At 65.1% G+C, this 16,612-nt stretch carries 17 protein-coding genes; 6 read left to right on the top strand and 11 right to left on the bottom strand.

Annotation, left to right across the window (positions count from 1 at the left end; translation table 11 throughout):
- Positions 1–17: 17 nt before the first annotated feature.
- From I6F31_RS13765 to I6F31_RS13785, 5 genes are all read right to left on the bottom strand, one after another.
- The gene (locus tag I6F31_RS13765) at positions 18–776 is read right to left on the bottom strand and encodes a proteasome-type protease (protein ID WP_036046219.1); all 759 of its coding nucleotides are present in this window, start codon (positions 774–776) and stop codon (positions 18–20) included.
- A 192-nt stretch (positions 777–968) separates the two neighbouring features.
- Complete coding sequence (locus I6F31_RS13770) at positions 969–1,376, bottom strand: carboxymuconolactone decarboxylase family protein (RefSeq protein ID WP_225185540.1); 408 nt, start codon at positions 1,374–1,376, stop codon at positions 969–971.
- Positions 1,377–1,441: 65 nt separating this feature from the next.
- Positions 1,442–2,290, bottom strand: coding sequence for a transglutaminase family protein (locus I6F31_RS13775; protein ID WP_036029799.1), 849 nt, complete (start codon positions 2,288–2,290; stop codon positions 1,442–1,444).
- A 197-nt stretch (positions 2,291–2,487) separates the two neighbouring features.
- Complete coding sequence (locus tag I6F31_RS13780; protein WP_036015356.1) at positions 2,488–3,432, bottom strand: alpha-E domain-containing protein; 945 nt, start codon at positions 3,430–3,432, stop codon at positions 2,488–2,490.
- Between the two features lie 4 nt (positions 3,433–3,436).
- Complete coding sequence (locus tag I6F31_RS13785) at positions 3,437–4,855, bottom strand: circularly permuted type 2 ATP-grasp protein (protein WP_225185541.1); 1,419 nt, start codon at positions 4,853–4,855, stop codon at positions 3,437–3,439.
- A 278-nt stretch (positions 4,856–5,133) separates the two neighbouring features.
- On the opposite strand from I6F31_RS13785, the gene I6F31_RS13790 reads away from it, so the two are divergent.
- The 3 genes from I6F31_RS13790 to I6F31_RS13800 are packed head-to-tail and all read left to right on the top strand — an operon-like array spanning position 5,134 to position 7,121.
- Complete coding sequence (locus I6F31_RS13790; protein ID WP_225114403.1) at positions 5,134–5,871, top strand: molybdopterin-binding protein; 738 nt, start codon at positions 5,134–5,136, stop codon at positions 5,869–5,871.
- Positions 5,872–5,907: 36 nt separating this feature from the next.
- Entirely contained in the window at positions 5,908–6,435 is a 528-nt protein-coding gene (gene gpt, locus I6F31_RS13795) for a xanthine phosphoribosyltransferase (RefSeq protein ID WP_036015348.1), read from the top strand.
- Between the two features lie 23 nt (positions 6,436–6,458).
- Complete coding sequence (locus I6F31_RS13800; RefSeq protein WP_225185542.1) at positions 6,459–7,121, top strand: hypothetical protein; 663 nt, start codon at positions 6,459–6,461, stop codon at positions 7,119–7,121.
- 25 nt (positions 7,122–7,146) lie between these two features.
- On the opposite strand, the gene I6F31_RS13805 is transcribed toward I6F31_RS13800, so the two are convergent.
- Positions 7,147–8,169 carry a methionine synthase gene (locus I6F31_RS13805; protein ID WP_225185543.1) on the bottom strand — a complete coding sequence of 341 codons (1,023 nt, stop codon included), beginning with the start codon at positions 8,167–8,169 and terminating at the stop codon, positions 7,147–7,149.
- A 118-nt stretch (positions 8,170–8,287) separates the two neighbouring features.
- On the opposite strand from I6F31_RS13805, the gene I6F31_RS13810 reads away from it, so the two are divergent.
- The 3 genes from I6F31_RS13810 (at position 8,288) to I6F31_RS13820 (ending at position 10,708) form a co-directional block, all read left to right on the top strand.
- Complete coding sequence (locus I6F31_RS13810; protein ID WP_109143282.1) at positions 8,288–8,989, top strand: glutathione S-transferase N-terminal domain-containing protein; 702 nt, start codon at positions 8,288–8,290, stop codon at positions 8,987–8,989.
- Positions 8,990–9,125: 136 nt separating this feature from the next.
- Positions 9,126–9,734, top strand: a complete 609-nt coding sequence (locus I6F31_RS13815; RefSeq protein ID WP_225185544.1) for a 2-hydroxychromene-2-carboxylate isomerase — start codon at positions 9,126–9,128, stop codon at positions 9,732–9,734.
- Positions 9,734–10,708, top strand: a complete 975-nt coding sequence (locus tag I6F31_RS13820) for an NADPH:quinone oxidoreductase family protein (protein ID WP_225185545.1) — start codon at positions 9,734–9,736, stop codon at positions 10,706–10,708. Before I6F31_RS13815 ends, I6F31_RS13820 begins: the two co-directional genes overlap by 1 nt.
- Here the strand turns inward: I6F31_RS13820 and I6F31_RS13825 are convergent.
- The 5 genes from I6F31_RS13825 to I6F31_RS13845 all read right to left on the bottom strand — a co-directional run bounded on the left by I6F31_RS13825 (position 10,697) and on the right by I6F31_RS13845 (position 16,436).
- A complete protein-coding gene (locus I6F31_RS13825; protein WP_225114408.1) occupies positions 10,697–11,143 on the bottom strand; it encodes a hypothetical protein in 447 nt (148 codons plus the stop codon). The two genes, I6F31_RS13820 and I6F31_RS13825, sit on opposite strands and share 12 nt — an antisense overlap.
- A gap of 137 nt (positions 11,144–11,280) precedes the next feature.
- The gene (locus I6F31_RS13830; protein ID WP_057029550.1) at positions 11,281–12,171 is read right to left on the bottom strand and encodes a crotonase/enoyl-CoA hydratase family protein; all 891 of its coding nucleotides are present in this window, start codon (positions 12,169–12,171) and stop codon (positions 11,281–11,283) included.
- Between the two features lie 161 nt (positions 12,172–12,332).
- Positions 12,333–13,751 (bottom strand): amidase, encoded by a 1,419-nt coding sequence (locus I6F31_RS13835; RefSeq protein ID WP_225185546.1) that lies wholly within the window; start codon positions 13,749–13,751, stop codon positions 12,333–12,335.
- Positions 13,744–14,916 carry a M20 aminoacylase family protein gene (locus I6F31_RS13840; protein ID WP_225185547.1) on the bottom strand — a complete coding sequence of 391 codons (1,173 nt, stop codon included), beginning with the start codon at positions 14,914–14,916 and terminating at the stop codon, positions 13,744–13,746. The genes I6F31_RS13835 and I6F31_RS13840 overlap by 8 nt, the downstream gene beginning before the upstream one ends.
- A gap of 14 nt (positions 14,917–14,930) precedes the next feature.
- Positions 14,931–16,436 (bottom strand): M81 family metallopeptidase, encoded by a 1,506-nt coding sequence (locus I6F31_RS13845; protein ID WP_036045893.1) that lies wholly within the window; start codon positions 16,434–16,436, stop codon positions 14,931–14,933.
- Between the last annotated feature and the right edge of the window lie 176 nt (positions 16,437–16,612).

Below are 16,612 nucleotides of genomic sequence, written 5' to 3' on the forward strand. Positions count from 1 at the left end.
CCTTTTCTCTTCTGCTGTCAGGTTTTGGGTTCTTTGTCGTTCTTGTAGGGCGGGCGCGGAATGTTCTGATGCGCCGCGCGCAAGGCCGCCGACCAGCGCGAGCGCAGGTCGTGGAAATAGGGCTCACCCGCCTCGATGCGGTGGTTGAGATCGGCCTCGCAGGCTTCGTTGCGCACCACCAGCACGTCGATCGGCAGGCCGACGCCGAGATTCGAGCGCATCGTCGAGTCCATCGAGATCAGGCCGGTCTTCAGCGCCTCATAGAGCTCGACGTCGTAATGCATGGCGCGGTCGAGCACCGGCTTGCCGTATTTGTGCTCGCCGATCTGCAGGTACGGCGTGTCGGTGGTGCACTCGATGAAATTGCCGGCGGTGTAGACCATGAACAGGCGCATCCGCGCGCCCTTGATCTGGCCGCCGAACAGGAAGGAGACGTCGAAGGACACGTCCTCGGATTTCAGCGCCGGCCCTTCGGTGGCATGCACCGCCCGGATCGCCCGGCCGATGCGCTGGGCGGCCTGGAACATCGTCGGCGCGTTCATCAGCGTCTCGATCTCGCCCGTATTGGGATCTTCGAGGCCCTCGGTCAGCGTCGACAGCACCGACTGGCTGATGGCGAGGTTGCCGGCACTGGCGATCGCCATGATGCGCTCGCCGGGCTTGGAGAAGATGTGCAGCTTGCGGAAGGTTGAGACATTGTCGAGGCCGGCATTGGTGCGGGTATCGGCGATCATCACCAGACCGTCCCGAACCAGGATTCCGCAGCAATAGGTCATTTCCAGTCCCCGAACGCGTTTGCGCGGAATTACTAGCCAATTTCAAGGGCCACTCCAACCCCCGATTAAGCCCGTCATTCCGGGGCGCGACGAAGTCGCGAGCCCGGAATCCATTCCTCCACCAACTCTGCGACCAGATGGATTCTGGGTTCGCGCTACGCGCGCCCCGGAATGACGGTGCGAGACGGCAAGCTAGTCAGCTGCGTCGACCAGAAACGCCTCATCAACCGGCACGCCGAGCGCCGTCACCAGCCGGTTGGTCTCCGCGGCCATGCCGACGATGGCGAGCAACTCCCCATATTCGGCCTCACTCATGCCCTTGGCCCGTGCCGCGGCCGTGTGGGAGTGGATGCAATAGCTGCAGCCATGCGCGATCGACACCGCGACGTAGAGCATTTCCTTGACCTTGAGATCGAGCGCGCCGGGAGCCATCACCTCCTTGATGCTCTCCCAGGTCCGCCGCAGCGTCTTCGGATCGTGCGCCAGCGCGCGCCAGAAATTGTTGACGAAGTCCGATTTCCGCACTTTACGGATGTCGTCGAAAACGGCTCGCGCTTCAGTCGAGAGTTCATCATCCGAAAGCAGTTTCACAGTCGCCATGGCTACCTCGCGGGTTGATCCGATCCCGCGATTGTAGCACGCCGAATGTGTTCGGCTGGCGGCTCCTAGCTCTGCCGCTGGGATTGCGATTGCGACTGCCCGCCGCGGCCGGCCTGTTCGACCTTCACCGCCACCGTCAGCGTTTCCGTGCCGCCGCCGTAGCGCGTGCCGCGCACCGGGGCCGCGCCGAGATAGTCGAGCCCGATCGCGAGGCGGACATGCGCGTCGGTGGCGCAGATGCTGTTGGCGGGATCGAAGCCGACCCAGCCGAGATCGGGCACGTAGGCCTCTGCCCAGGCATGGCCGGCGTCCTGGTGCACCGTGTCGTCCGCACGCAGGAAATGTCCGGAGACGAAGCGCGCCGGCACGCCGCCGGCGCGGGCGCAGGCGATGAAGATGTGCGCGTAATCCTGGCAGACCCCGCGCTTGAGCGTGAACGCCTCCGCTGCGGACGTGCCGCTGTTGGTCGGGTCCTCGTCGAACGTCATGTGATCGGCCACCTGCGTCATCAGCGTGTGCAGGAAGCCCAGCGTGTCGCTCTCGGCCTCGCTGCGCAACTGGCGCGCGACCGCCGTCATCGCCGGATTGACCGAGGTGAGGTCGGTGACGCGCAGGAACATGCCGGGGGGAAAACGCTCGTCGCTGCCGCGCAGCACGCCGCCGGTGTCGTGAGTCTCGATCAGCCCTTCGGCAATGATCTGGATGTCGCCGACGGGCCCGCAGGACAGCACGTGGGTGACGTTGCCGAACGCGTCCTCATGCATGTCGAGCTTGGTGTCGGTGGAGACGTCGATCTGCCATTCCGCGACGTATTGCCCGTCATGGCTGCCCGGCGTCATGCGCAGGATCTGGATCACGCTGGTGGCCGGCGGCTCGTAGCGATAGGTCGTGGTGTGCTGGATTCGCAGGCGCATGGTGGACCGTGTCGTTTGTTGTAAGGCGTGACTGCCGTCGCAAAGAAGCTCGTCATGCCCGGGCTTGTCCCGGGGCATCCACGTTCTTCCTCGTCGCGCAAAAGCAAGAACGTGGATGGCCGGGACATCTAGCGCGAAGACGCGCTTCGCGCTCTTGCCCGGCCATGACAATATCCCCTGTCGTCAGTCGAGCGACATTAGATCAAATACTGCTTCGTGATGATTTCGCCCAGCCTGGAATTGTCCGCGATGAATTCCTGAATGAATTCATGCACGCCATGCTGGAAAATGTCGTTCATGTTGCTGTGTTCCAGCCGGTTGCGGATGCCGCGGGCGTGGCGCTGGGCCGGGCCCTGGCGGCCATAGGCGACGCCGATCTGGTCGAGGTTGCGCACGAGGTTGCCGTAGCAGCTGGCGAGCGAGCGCGGCAGCGTGTCGTTGAGGATCAGGAGGTCCGCGATCAGCCAGGGCTTCAGCGTCTCGCGATAGACCCAGTGATAGGCTGTCAGCGCCGAGACCGAGCGCAGGATCGAGCTCCACTGGTAGAAGTCGAGCGGCCCGCCGACATGCTCCTCCTCGGGCAGCAGCACGTGATACTTCACGTCGAGGATGCGCGCGGTGTTGTCGGCGCGCTCCAGGTGCACGCCCATGCGCGAGAACCAATAGGCGTCGTTGCGCAGCATGGTCCGATAGGCCGAGCCGTCGAAGCGCAGCGAGGTCTCCTGCACGAAGCGCAGGAATTTTGCGAGGTCCTCGCGCGTCGAGGTGCCCTTGCTCCACACCGCCTGAAGCTCGATCCAGGCCGAGTTGATGGTGTCCCACATCTCGCTGGTGAGGGCCGTGCGCACCGAGCGTGAGTTCAGCCGCGCCGCTTCGATACAGTTTCGGATCGAGGACGGGTTGTTCTGGGAGAACGAGAGATACTCGACGACGTTGTGCTCGTTGGCTTCCTCATAGGCCTGATAGAAGCTCGCGGCGACCCCGGCCGTGAGCAGCGCCGAATCCCATTCATTGGTCTTGCCGATATAGGCGGCGGGAAGCGCGGTGACGCGCAGCGTCGCATCGATGGTGCGCGCGAGATATTCGGCCCGTTCGACGTAGCGGGCGAGCCAGTAGAGGTTTTCGGCGGTACGCGACAGCATCTCTCTACTCGTCCAGAATCCAGGTGTCCTTGGTGCCGCCGCCCTGGCTCGAGTTCACCACCAGGGAGCCTTCCTTGAGCGCGACGCGGGTGAGCCCGCCCGGCACGATGGTCGTGCTCTTGCTGCCCGTGAGCACGAAGGGGCGAAGATCGACGTGACGTGGAGCGAGGCCGGACGCCGTGCAGGTCGGGCAGGTCGAGAGCGCCAGGGTCGGCTGGGCGATGAAACCTTCCGGCTCGCGCTTGAGCTTGTCGCGGAACGCTTCGATCGTCGCCTTGGTCGCGGCGGGGCCGATCAGCATGCCGTAGCCGCCGGAGCCGTGCACTTCCTTGACGACGAGCTCGCTTAGATTGTCCAGCACATAAGCGAGGTCCTTTGGCTCGCGGCAGCGCCAGGTCGGCACGTTCTTCAGGATCGGGTCCTCGCCGAGATAGAATTTCACGATGTCGGGCATGTAGGAGTAGATCGCCTTGTCGTCGGCGATGCCGGTGCCGACGGCGTTGGCGAGCGTGATGTTACCGGCCGCGTAGGCCGACATCAGTCCGGGCACGCCGAGCACCGAATCGGGACGGAAGGTGAGGGGATCGAGGAAGTCGTCGTCGACGCGCCGATAGATCACGTCGACCCGCTTCAGCCCTTCCGTCGTCCGCATGAACACTTCGTTGTTCTTGACGACGAGGTCGCGGCCTTCGACCAGCTCGATGCCGAGCTTGTCGGCGAGGAAGGAGTGCTCGTAATAGGCCGAATTGTAGACGCCCGGGGTGAGCAGCGCCACCGTCGGCTCGCCGGAGGCGCTTTGCGGCGCGACCGAGCGGAGCGCTGCGAGCAGCTCGTCCGGATAGCGCTCGACCGGCGCCACCCGGTGGCGGGCGAACAGATCCGGAAACAGCCGCATCATGATCTCGCGGTTTTCCAGCATGTAGGACACGCCCGACGGCGTGCGGGCGTTGTCCTCCAGCACGATGAAGTCCTCGGCGTCGACCCGGACGATGTCGATGCCGGCGATGTGCACGTAGACGTCGTGCGGCACCTGCTGGCCGTTCATCTCGGGCCGGAACACCGGGTTCTGGAAGATCAGATCGTCGGGCACGATGTCGGCGCGGAGGATGTCGCGGCCGTGATAGATGTCGCGCAGGAACATGTTGAGCGCGCGCACGCGTTGCTTCAGGCCCTTCTCCAGCCGCGCCCATTCCTTGCCGGACATGATCCGCGGAATCACGTCGAAGGGGATCAGGCGCTCGGTGGACTCGGAATCGCCGTAGACCGCGAAGGTGATGCCGATCCGGCGAAACAGCAGCTCAGCTTCCTGGCGGCGATATTCGAGCGCCTCGGGAGGCGTCTCCTTGAGCCAGCGCGCCAGCTCCTGATAGGCGGGGCGGAGGTCCCCGCCGGGAATGTTCATTTCGTCAAACGCGACTGCCATAGATCCCGACTTGTCTCCCCAGGCGTTGCGCCATGCGCCAGTTCGCGTCGGCCTTGATGAGACCGCAACGTCCTGTGGCCATGCGTCAACAGTGCATGACTTTCATGTGGTAGCAAGGGCCGGGCCAGCGCGATAAGCATGGAGAGGGGGCATTTGCCGGCGACGGCCGGCGGCGTGCCTGAAAAAATGGCTGAAGACTGCTTATTTCAGAAGCAAAACCGCGTGACTTCAACGCGTTACCTCGGCAAAGTCGGCGTCACAGGTGAGGGACTTAAGGCATGAGCGAGATCGTCACGGCGGGCATTCTGGTCATCGGAGACGAAATCCTGTCCGGCCGGACCAAGGACAAGAATATCGGCTTCATCGCCGAATACCTGACCAATATCGGCATCGACCTGAAGGAGGTCCGCATCGTCTCCGACGACGAGCCGGATATCATCGCTGCACTGGATGCATTGCGGCATCGCTACACCTACGTCTTCACCACGGGCGGCATCGGGCCGACTCATGACGACATCACCGCTGATGCCGTGGCCAAGGCGTTCGGCGTCGGTATCGACCATCACCCGGAGGTCGTCGCCCGCTTCCGCGAGCGCTGGAGCGAGCAGGACCTCAACGAGGCCCGGCTGCGCATGGCCCGCATCCCCGACGGCGCCGAGCTGATCCAGAGCGCGACCATCCTCGCCCCCGGCTTCAAGATCGGCAACGTCATCGTCATGGCCGGCGTGCCCTCGATCATGCAGGCGATGATGGACATCGTCTCGCCCAAACTGAAGTCGGGCGTGCGCATGCTGTCGGACTCGGTCCGGGCCAATGCGCGCGAGGGCGATATCGGCGGACCGCTGCGGGCGATCGCTGCCGCCCATCCCGACACCGTCATCGGCAGCTATCCCTTCATGGACGAGGAGCAGAAGCCCAACACCAATCTGGTGGTGCGCTCGCGCGATCCCGAGAAGCTCGCGGCGGCAATGGCCGCGGTGAAGGAAATGCTGGCGGGATTGAACGTCAACCGCTAGCAGGGAATTGCCGGACGAGATTGCAGGAGACAGGCGATGGCTGGTGAAGCACCGGAACTGAGTGCGCAGGAGCGGGCAGGCAAGGCCTTCCCCGTCTCGTGGGACCAGTTCCACCGGGATTGCCGGGCGCTGACTTGGCGGCTCAACGAGGTCGGTCCGTTCCATGCGGTGATTGCGATCACCCGCGGCGGCCTGGTGCCCGCCGCGATCGTGGCGCGCGAGTTAGGGGTGCGCGTCATCGATACGGTCTGCGTCGCCAGCTACGACCACAACAAGCAGGGCGAGCTCCAGGTGCTCAAGGGCATTTCCGAGGCGACAATGACGCTCGGCGGCGGCACCGGCAAGGGCCTGTTGATCGTCGATGACCTCGTCGATACCGGCAAGACCGGCAGGATGGTGCGCGAGATGCTGCCCGATGCGCATTTCGCCACCGTCTACGCCAAGCCGATGGGACGCCCGCTGGTCGACACTTTCATCACCGAAGTCTCGCAGGACACCTGGATCTTCTTCCCCTGGGACACAGCACTGTCCTACCACCCGCCGCTGCGCGACGGCGCGGCGTGACCAGAGCGAATGGCGAGTAGCGAATGGCGAGTAACACCGACCCCATTCGCCATTCGCCATTCGCCACTCGCCCCCTCCAGAACCGAGTCACGCCCACCGGCGACATCATCGCCACCCCCCACCGCGGCCTGTTCACCGGCAATCGCGGCATCATCCACGATCCCGCGACGAAGACGCTGTTGAAGAAGCGCTGGTCGACGCCGGCCTGGATCACATGCCTGTGCGAATTCCGCGGCTGGCGGCGGCCGGTGATGGCGCGGCGGAGCTGGACCGAGCTGTTCTTTCTCGACGAAGCCACCGCCTTTGCTGCCGGACATCGCCCATGCTTCTTCTGCCGGCGTGACGATGCCCACCGGTTTCGCGCGGCATGGGAGAGGGGAAACGGCGCAAGCAAGGTGAGCGCAAAGTCAATGGACGCAAAGCTGCACCCGGAGCGTCTGGATCACGGCCGTAAGCGCCTGCACCCACTGCGAGGGCCGCTCGCAGACTTACCCGATGGCGTGATGGTGCAGCAGGGCGAGCAGAGCTATCTTGTGACGAAAGGCCGGCCGCTGCTTTGGTCGCCAGCCGGCTATGCCCGTACCGAGCACGAACTGTCGAGTGCGATGCTGCTGACGCCTCCATCCACATTACGGGCGTTCAGCGCCGGATATCGACCGGCGTTGCATCCGACCGCTCCGGACTAGCCGAGCGACCTGCGGATCACCGCCATCACCCCAGCCTCTCGCGCGCCAGCGCCGCGCCGGCGCCGAGCGCCATCAGCTTGGCTTCGGCGATCTCGCGCCGCATCGGCGCCATGCCGCAATTGGTGGTGGCGATGATGTTGCTCTTGGGCACGAATTGCGACACCGCCTCGATCACCTTCACGACGTCCTCGGCGGTCTCCACCATGTCGCTGGCGACGTCGATCACGCCGGCCTGCACGATCTTGTTCTTCAGCAGCGCGAGCAGGTCGAGCGGCACCTTGGAATTGCGGCACTCGATCGCGACCTGCTGGATCGGGCTTGCGTCGATGGCCGGAAAGATCTGCTCGTATTGCCGCCATTGGCTGCCGAGCGTCTCCTTCCAGTCCGTATTGGCCTTGATGCCGTAGCCGTAGCAGATGTGCACGGCGGTGGCGCAGGCGAGGCCCTGTGCGGCGCGCTCCAGCGCCTTGATGCCCCAATCGTTGACCTCGTCCATGTAGACGTTGAAGGCGGGCTCGTCGAATTGCACGAGATCGACGCCGTCGGCCTGCAAGGCCCTGGCTTCCTCGTTCAAGAGCTCGGCGAAGGCAAAGGCCATCTTGACCCGGTCGCCATAGTAGCGGTCGGCAATGGTGTCGATGATGGTCATCGGGCCGGGCAGGGTGAATTTCAGCTGCTTCCTGGTGTGCGTGCGCGCGACGCGCGCCTCGAAGGCATGGACGCGGTCCTTCAGCCGCAGCGGCGCGACCACCTGCGGCACCATCGCCTTGTAGCGATCTTTCCGGATGCCCATCTCGACCTTGTGGGCGAAATCGATGCCCTCGATCTTCTCCAGGAAACCGTGCACGAAGTGCTGCCGGGCCTGCTCGCCTTCGGTGACGATGTCGATGCCGGCGTCCTCCTGGAGCTTCAGCCAGATCAGCGTCGCATCGCGCTTGGCCCGGAGCAACTCGTCGCCTTCGGACTTCCAGGGCGCCCAGAGCATGTTGGGCTCGGCGAGCCATTCCGGCTTCGGCAAGGAGCCGGCGATCGTGGTTGGAAACAGCATGGCGGCCCTCCCGGCAGATTGTTGCGCCCCTTCCTGCCATGTCCTAACGTCGAGGTACAGAACAACAAAAGTCGTCATTGGCTGGCGGCAGCGATAGGGACGGCGCAAGGGAAGGCCCATGATCGACCTCTATTACGCGCCGACGCCGAACGGCTGGAAAATCTCGATCATGCTGGAGGAGCTCGGGCTTCCCTATCGGGTGATCCCCGTGAATATCCGCGCCGGCGAGCAGTTCAATCCTGAGTTCCTGGCGATCTCTCCGAACAACCGTATTCCCGCGATCGTCGATCACGCGCCCGCTGATGGCGGCGCGCCGTTCTCGGCGTTCGAGACCGGCGCGATCCTGATCTATCTCGCGGAGAAGACCGGCCGCTTCCTGCCCGCCGATTGGCGCGGCCGCTCCAGCACGATCCAATGGGTGATGTGGCAGATGGCGGGCCTCGGGCCGATGCTCGGTCAGCACGGCCATTTCGCGCTCTATGCGGCCGAGAAGATCCCTTACGCAATCGAGCGCTATCGCGACGAGGCGGCGCGGCTCTACGGCGTGCTCGATCGCCAATTGGCCAGGACCGGCGCCTATGTCGCCGGCGACTATTCCATCGCCGACATCGCCTGCTTCCCCTGGACCATGACCCACAAGGCGCAGGGTTTTACGCTCGACGACTATCCCAATGTGAAACGCTGGTATGCCGAGGTCCGGGCAAGGCCGCAGGTGCAGGCGGGGCTAGCGATCGGAAAATTCGTGAAAGAGCCGTTCGACGAGGAATCACGCAAGATCATGTTCGGGCAACGGGCTAAGGAAGTGCTGGGAAGGAAGTGACGGCCACGCCGTCATTCCGGGGCGCGACGAAGTCGCGAACCCGGAATCCATCGGGCAGCGTAATGAGAGGCGAAATGGATTCCGGGTTCGCGCCCAAAGGGGCGCGCCCCGGAATGACAACAATAAGGAAACCCCCATGATCGAATTCTTCTTCGACTGCTCCAGCCCCTGGACCTATCTCGCCTTCCACAACATCCAACCGCTCGCCAAGGAGTTCGGAGCCGACATCACCTGGCGGCCGATCCTGGTCGGCGGCATCTTCAATTCGGTCAATCCGAGCGTCTACGCGCAGCGCGAGAAGCCGGTGCCGCTGAAGGCGCGCTACATGAAGAAGGACCTCGCGGATTGGGCGCGTTCGGCGGGTCTTGCCATCAAGATGCCGCCGACGGTGTTTCCGGTGAACAGCGTCAAGGCGATGCGCGGCTGCCTCTGGCTCGGTCAGGACATGGTGCCGTTCGCGACATCAGTGTTCGAGGCCTATTGGGGCGAGGACAAGGACATCTCGCAGGACGCGGTGCTCGCGGAGATCTGCAGGAAGGTCGGCATCGACGAGCAAAAGTTCTTCGCCGGTATTGCCGAGCAGGGCATCAAGGACCAGCTCAAGGCCAATACCGAGGAGGTCATCGCGCGCGGCGGCTTCGGCTCGCCGACGATCTTCGTGAAAAAGACCGACATGTATTTCGGCAATGACCGCCTGCCGCTGATCCGCGAAGCGCTTTTGCGCAGCAAGGCGAGCGCGGCCTGATGGTGCGCGCCGTCGTCTGCCGCGAGCTCGGCGCGCCCGAGCGTTTGCTGCTGGAGGAGTTTCCGCCCCGCGCGCTGAGGCCGGGCGAGGTGCGCGTCGCCATCCGCGCCGCCGGGCTGAACTTCCCCGACGTGCTGATGGCCGCCGGCGAATACCAGCTCAAGCCGGAGCTGCCGTTCACGCCGGGCATGGAAGCGGCCGGCGACGTCATCGAGGTGGCATCGGAGGCAAGCGGCGTTGCCGTCGGCGACAAGGTCATTGTGAAGATGCGCTTTGGTGCCTTCACGGATGAAGCGGTGGTGATGCCGTCGCAACTCACCCCCATGCCGTCCACCTTCGACTATGCGGAGGCTGCGACCTATCTCGCCGGCCACGGCACGGCCTATCACGCGTTGATCGATCGCGGCCGGGTGGCGCCCGGCGAGGTGCTGCTGGTCCACGGTGCCGGCGGCGGCGTCGGCCTTGCCGCTGTCGAGATCGGCAAGATGCTGGGCGCGACCGTGATCGCGACCGCCTCCAGCGACGAGAAGCTCAGAATCGCGAAATCGCGCGGCGCCGATCATCTCATCCGTTACGACCGCGAGCCGTTTCGCGATGCCGTCAAGCGCATCACCGAGGGGCGCGGCGCCGACGTCGTGTTCGACCCCGTCGGTGGCCAGGTCTTCGAAGATTCGATGCGCTGCATCGCCTGGGGCGCGCGGCTCTTGGTGATCGGCTTCACCGGCGGCATCGGCTCGGCCAAGACCAATCTGTTGCTGATCAAGGGCGCCAGCGTGCTCGGCGTACGCGCCGGCGAAGCGGTGCGGAAGAATCCTGCGCTCGGCGAGGTCCGCCTGAAGGCGCTGTTGCAATGGGCGGAGGAGGGCAAGCTGCGCCCCAACGTCTCGCACCGCCTGCCGCTTAAGGACTATGCGAAGGCGATGCGGTTGTTGCTCGACCGCAAGGCGATCGGACGCGTCGCGCTACTGATGTGACGTCCGCGCGACGGTGTCGCGGCCGCCCGGCGCGTAGCCGAGGCAAGTCCGCACGATCTGGCCGCAGACGGCGTCACGCGCATTTCCGATGTCGGTATTCCCGGCATATTGCACCTCGGTGACCTTGCCGCGAGCAAAGCGCAACTGCACGCGACAATAGCCCGACGGCGCCTGGCCTCCGATATTCAGGCCGGGCGGAAGCGTGAGCGTGGGCGGCGCGATGCCGCCGGGAGGGCTCGCCGCGTGCTCGTACATCCAGATCTCGCCCGAACCGTCCTTGGCGGTTCCGGCCGGCAGGCCGGCGCACATGCGGATCGCCGACTGGTCGAGACCGATCAAGCTGGCTCGTCCGCGCTGCGCCCACTCGGCGTCCTGCTCGGCACAGCCGGCAAGGACGAGTGGCGCGAGAGCCGCCATTCGCAGGCAAAGTTGCATCGGCATCGCTTCCCTGTGCGATGCGAACGATAGCGCAAGGTGGTTTTGCGATGCAGCAGGCCTGTCGACCGACTGTCCATGCGCACTTGGCATGGATCAAACAGCCGAGTTGCGCGTTAAGGCGCGCTACGCGCTCGTCACTTGTACTCGCGCTCCGTCCACCACGGGAAGTAATCCGGCATGTCGGTGGACACCTTGTTCTTGAAGTGCGCGGGACGCTTCTCCAGGAACGACACCACGCCTTCCTTGACGTCGTCCGAGCGGCCGCGGGCGTAGATGCCGCGGCTGTCGACCTTGTGGGCTTCCATTGGATCGTCGGCGCCCATCATGCGCCACATCATCTGGCGGATCAGCGCGACCGACACCGGCGCGGTCTTTGCCGCAAACTCCTTGGCGAGCGCTCGGGCGGTCGGCAGCAGATCATCGGGGGCCACGACCTTGCTGACGAGGCGGCCCGCAAGCGCTTCCTGCGCCGGGAAGACACGGCCCGAATAGCACCATTCCAGCGCCTGCGAGATGCCGACGATGCGCGGCAGGAACCAGCTCGAGGCCGCCTCGGGCACGATGCCGCGCTGGGAGAACACGAAGCCGAACCGCGCAGCCTCCGAGGCGATGCGGATATCCATTGCAAGCTGCATGGTGACGCCGATGCCGACGGCCGGGCCGTTCACCGCCGCGATCACGGGCTTGAGGCATTTGAAGATGCGCAACGTCACTTGGCCGCCGCCGTCACGCACCTGCGGGTCGCTATAGTCGACCTTGCCGTCGGCAAAACGCTTGACCGGCCCGCGCCGCGCGTCGCGATCGAACGTGTCGGCACCGGAGGAGAGATCGGCGCCCGCGCAAAAGCCGCGGCCGGCGCCGGTGACGATGATGGCGCGGACGTTATCATCCTTGTCGGCGGCGTCGAACGCGTCGATCAGTTCGGCTTGCATCTGCGCGTTGAAGGCGTTGAGCTTGTCGGGCCGGTTCAGCGTGATGGTGAGGATCTGATCGGCGACCTCGTACTTGATCGTCTCATACGCCATGGTGGTTTCCTTCCCTGTTTCTTTGTCGCTCTCTCTAGCACGTCATTCCGGGGCGCGCGAAGCGCGGGCCCGGAATCCATTTGTCCACATCAGTAATGCGGATGAGTGGATTCCGGGCTTGCGCCAAGAGGGCGCAACCCGGAATGACGAGCGAGCGTTTGTTACGCCGGCGGCTTCGGCCAGGGCCGCTGCGGGCCGCGCAGGCCTTCAAACGCCTTGGCCATGCCGAGCACGCCGATGTCGTCGAAGCGGCGGCCGATGATCTGCACGCCGATGGGAAAACCCCTGGCGTCGAAGCCGCCGTTGAGGGAGATCGCCGGGTTCTCCGACATATTCCACGGCACGGTATAGGCGATGTGCTCGAACGGCTTCATGGGATCGTTGGTCGGCGACGCCCATTCCGCCGGAAAGTTCACGTTCGGCGCGGTCGGCGAGATCACATAGTCCAGCTCGCAAAAGAGCTTCGCCGCAGCCGCGCGGATCGCCATGGTCTGGTTGAAGCCGCGGATGACGTCGACGCCCGAGAGCTTGGCCCCGGACTCGCCCCACTTGAAGATATAGGGCAGCACCTTGGCCTGCTCGGCCGGCGTCAGCTTGGACAGATCGTCCCACATCCGCGCGCGCCAGAAATTGTCGAGACCGTCGAGCATCTCGCGCGTGAGGATGCCGTCGACCTCGGTGACGACGCTGCCTGCGGACTCGAATGCCTTCGCGGCCTTCACTACGACCTCGCGCACCGGCTTCTCCAGCGCCAGGCCGCAGCCGGGATCGAGCATCAACCCGATGCGTAGTTTTCGCGGAGATTTCTCCAGCCCCTTCCAGTTCAGCAACTCGGCCGGCAGGCTCATGCCGTCGCGGCGGTCGGGCTTTGCGATCGCGCTCATCATCAGCGCGCAATCGTCGACCGTGCGGGTCATCGGGCCTGCGACACGGCCGACATAGGTGGGGTCGATCGGCACGCGGCCAAAACTCGGCTTCAGGCCGACGAGGCCGCACCAGCCGGCGGGCAGGCGAACCGAGCCGCCGATATCGGTGCCGAGATGCAAGGGCCCGTAGCCGGCCGCGGCGGCGGCGCCTGCGCCGGCGCTGGAGCCGCCCGGGTTCTTGCTGAGATCCCACGGGTTGCGCGCGAGCGCATGGAACGAGGAGAGCCCGGAGGACAGCATGCCGTAATCGGGCATGGTGGTCTTGGCGAAGATGATGCTGCCGGCCTCACGCAGCCGCGCAGCGGGCGGCGCGTCCTTCTCGGCCGGCACGAGCTTGACGCTGGCTGCCCCCAGCGGCACCGGCACGCCCTTGGTCGCGATGTTGTCCTTCACCGTCACGGGCACGCCGTCGAGCGGCCCGGAGGGCTCGCCGCCGGTCCAGCGCGCGGTCGAGGCCTTTGCGGCCTCGCGCGCGCCATCGGGGTCGAACGCATAGAGCGCCTTCAGATGCGGTTCCCACGCCGCGACATGCGCGAGCACGTCCTCCAGCACCTCGCTCGGCGAGAACTGCTTGGCACGATAACCCGCGATCAGGTCGACCGCGGACAGATCGTGCAGCGAGGTGACCGCTTCCTCGACGCTCTTTTTATGCATTGCCACCCACCGGCATGCGCGTCTCGACGATGCGGGCGAACATGCTGGCACCGATCGGCAGGATCTTGTCGTCGAGCACGAAGCCGGAATTGTGCACGGGCACCGAGCCGTCATGGCCGACCCAGAAGTAAGCGCCGGGAATCGTCTCCAGCATGTCGGCGAAATCCTCGCTGCCCATCTTCGGCTGGATGCGGGTGATCACGTTGGCGGGATCGACGATGGTGCGCGCGACCTCCTCGACCACCTTGGACTGCTCGACCTGGTTGACCAGAACGCCGAACGTGTCGCGGATGTCGGCTTCGATCGTGCACTGATAGGCGGCGGCGATGCCGGCGCAGATGGTGCGGATGCGCTCGGCGATCAGGGCGCGGACTTCGTTCGAGAAGGTGCGGATGGTGCCGCACAGATGCGCATCGCCCGGAATGACGTTGTAAGCCGAGCCGGCATGGATCTGGGTGATCGAGATCACCGCGGCTTGCAGCGGGTCGACGTTGCGGCTGACGATGGTCTGGATCGCCTGCGCCAGTGTGGTCGCAATGACAACCGCGTCCTTGGAGCGCTCGGGCATCGCGCCATGCGCGCCGTAGCCGGTGATGCGCAGGTCGAAGAAGTCGGCACTGGCCATGGCCGGGCCCGGCAGGATCGCGATCTCGCCATGGTTGAGGTCGGGCGCGTTGTGCAGGCCGTAGAGCTCGTCGCAGGGAAATTTCTCGAACAGCCCGTCCTTGATCATGGCGCGGGCGCCGCCGAGACCTTCCTCGGCCGGCTGGAAGATCAGATGCACGGTGCCGTCGAAATTCCGAGTCTCGGCGAGATAGCGCGCGGTGCCGAGCAGCATGGTGGTGTGGCCGTCATGGCCGCAGCCGTGGAAGCGGCCGGGGATCTTCGAGCTCCACTTCAGATTGGTGTTCTCTTCCATCGGCAGCGCGTCCATGTCGGCGCGCAGCCCGATGCGCTTGCTGCCGGTGCCCTTGCCCTTGATGACGCCGATCACGCCGGTGCCGCCGAGGCCGCGATGCACCTCGATGCCCCAGCTCTTCAGCTTGTCGGCGACGATGCCGGAGGTGCGCACTTCCTCGAAGCCGATCTCGGGATGGGCGTGGAGGTCGCGCCTGATTGCGGTGAGCTCGTCGGCGTAGCCGTCGATGCGATCGATCGTGGGCATGTGGTCCTGTCCGGTTAGCGTGAGGGAGGCGTGAATACGGGGCCGTTCGGCTTGATGCGGATGCCCGGGCGCAGGCGCGTCCAGGGTAGCGAAGCGGTGTCGGCCGGCATCGCACCGGGCGCGGCACAGATCATCAGCTTCTCGGCGATCGGCTCGAAATCGGCGCGGAAATGCACCGAGCTCTTGTTGACCAGGATTTTCTGTTCGGTCGGCTCGATGCCGACATAGCGGTACATCGCCTGGTCGGCGAGCTGGGCCTTGTGCGAAGAGACGACGATGCGGACATCGCCGATGCGCAAGGCTGCGGACGGGCCCATCTCCATCTCGCGGCCGCCGTAATAGGGACCGGGCGCGATGAAGCGGCCGTCCGAGAGCTGCTCGACCACGAAGGTCTCGCGATAGGGCTCGTCGCCGGGGATGCCGGACTTGCCGCCGAGCGACAGCGTCACGGTGGCGCCGACGCCGGCTGCGTGCGCGGCCTTGGCCGATTCCGGATCGTAGATCGCGCCGGTTGCGGCACTCGCCTTGTTGCGCACCAGCGCGCGCAGCATGCCCGTGGTGTCGGAATCGCCGCCGGCGCCCGGATTGTCCTGGGTGTCGGCGATGATGATCGGCTTGCGCGCGCCCTTGGCAAGTTCCATGGCGTGGCGCACGCCGTCGTCGGGCGTCCAGATCTTGCCGTCGAAATCGTTCTCGTGGCTTTCGATCAGCTTCAGAAGCGCGTCGGCCGCACGATCGGCGTCGTGTTGCGTCTTGCCGTAGGCGAACACGCTGGGGCCGCAGTCGCGGAAATCGGCGGCGGGAAAGCCGGGCGCGAAAGAGAGGGTGGGAACGGCATCGCTCTCCAGCGCGGCGAGTCTTTCGTAGATGCCTTTGGTGGGCTGGTCGTTGGTGCATTGCCAGCTGATCGGGATCAGGAATGGCAATTGCCGGAAGGCCTTTGCGAAGCGCTGCTTCGTCTGCAGCAGCAGCGCGAGATGGCGCGCGCAGGCGCGGCCGGTCTCGGCCATGTCGACATGCGGATAGGTGCGGTAGGCGATCAGCGCGTCGGCATGCTCCATCATCTCGGGCGTGACGTTGGCGTGGAGATCGAGGCTGGTGACCAGCGGAACATCCTTACCGATGACGCGGCGCACGCGCGCCAAGATCTCGCCTTCGCCGTCGTCGAGATGCTCGGTCACCATCGCGCCGTGCAGGTCGAGATAGACGGCGTCGATCGGGCCGGCGGCGGCGATGCCGTCGACCATGACCTTCACGATGCGCTCGAATGCGTCTTCGGTGACATGCGCCGACGGGCTCGCGCCGCAGGCGATGGTCGGAATGAGTTCCCAGCGGTTCGCCTCGGCGCTGTCGACGAAACCGGCGAGCCCGACATTGATGCGGCGCATCACCTTCAACACGTCGGCGCCTTCAGTCATCGCCGGCCAGCCGCCGCCATGCTGGAAGTCCGCGAATGTCGCCTTCGTCGGAGCGAAGGTGTTGGTCTCGTGCAGGAAGCCGCCGACGGCAATACGTGTCATTCAGTTCAGTCCCAATTGAAAGTGCGCGACGTTAGCCTTGCCCTTGCGAGGAGGGCAAGGTGAGGAAGCACTCGCGACGTGCATAGGGTCAAGACGATTTGGGAATGCTGCGCCCCATACTCCGCCGTCATTCCGGGGCGCGCCCTCTTGGGCGCGAGCCCGGAATCCATCGTGCG

The sequence above is a fragment of the Bradyrhizobium sp. NBAIM01 genome, assembly GCF_020194115.1.
GTDB classification, from domain to species: domain Bacteria; phylum Pseudomonadota; class Alphaproteobacteria; order Rhizobiales; family Xanthobacteraceae; genus Bradyrhizobium; species Bradyrhizobium yuanmingense.

Bases quoted from the DNA above. Each gene is read 5' to 3' on its own strand.
- I6F31_RS13840 (WP_225185547.1), bottom strand. From the start codon at position 14,916: ATGCCCACGATCGATCGCATCGACGGCTACGCCGACGAGCTCACCGCA.
- I6F31_RS13810 (WP_109143282.1), top strand. From the start codon at position 8,288: ATGATCGACCTCTATTACGCGCCGACGCCGAACGGCTGGAAAATCTCG.
- I6F31_RS13785 (WP_225185541.1), bottom strand. From the start codon at position 4,855: ATGGCAGTCGCGTTTGACGAAATGAACATTCCCGGCGGGGACCTCCGC.
- I6F31_RS13830 (WP_057029550.1), bottom strand. From the start codon at position 12,171: ATGGCGTATGAGACGATCAAGTACGAGGTCGCCGATCAGATCCTCACC.
- I6F31_RS13770 (WP_225185540.1), bottom strand. From the start codon at position 1,376: ATGGCGACTGTGAAACTGCTTTCGGATGATGAACTCTCGACTGAAGCG.
- gpt (WP_036015348.1), top strand. From the start codon at position 5,908: ATGGCTGGTGAAGCACCGGAACTGAGTGCGCAGGAGCGGGCAGGCAAG.
- I6F31_RS13780 (WP_036015356.1), bottom strand. From the start codon at position 3,432: ATGCTGTCGCGTACCGCCGAAAACCTCTACTGGCTCGCCCGCTACGTC.
- I6F31_RS13820 (WP_225185545.1), top strand. From the start codon at position 9,734: ATGGTGCGCGCCGTCGTCTGCCGCGAGCTCGGCGCGCCCGAGCGTTTG.
- I6F31_RS13845 (WP_036045893.1), bottom strand. From the start codon at position 16,436: ATGACACGTATTGCCGTCGGCGGCTTCCTGCACGAGACCAACACCTTC.
- I6F31_RS13800 (WP_225185542.1), top strand. From the start codon at position 6,459: ATGGCGAGTAACACCGACCCCATTCGCCATTCGCCATTCGCCACTCGC.
- I6F31_RS13805 (WP_225185543.1), bottom strand. From the start codon at position 8,169: ATGCTGTTTCCAACCACGATCGCCGGCTCCTTGCCGAAGCCGGAATGG.
- I6F31_RS13790 (WP_225114403.1), top strand. From the start codon at position 5,134: ATGAGCGAGATCGTCACGGCGGGCATTCTGGTCATCGGAGACGAAATC.
- I6F31_RS13775 (WP_036029799.1), bottom strand. From the start codon at position 2,290: ATGCGCCTGCGAATCCAGCACACCACGACCTATCGCTACGAGCCGCCG.
- I6F31_RS13825 (WP_225114408.1), bottom strand. From the start codon at position 11,143: ATGCAACTTTGCCTGCGAATGGCGGCTCTCGCGCCACTCGTCCTTGCC.
- I6F31_RS13835 (WP_225185546.1), bottom strand. From the start codon at position 13,751: ATGCATAAAAAGAGCGTCGAGGAAGCGGTCACCTCGCTGCACGATCTG.
- I6F31_RS13815 (WP_225185544.1), top strand. From the start codon at position 9,126: ATGATCGAATTCTTCTTCGACTGCTCCAGCCCCTGGACCTATCTCGCC.
- I6F31_RS13765 (WP_036046219.1), bottom strand. From the start codon at position 776: ATGACCTATTGCTGCGGAATCCTGGTTCGGGACGGTCTGGTGATGATC.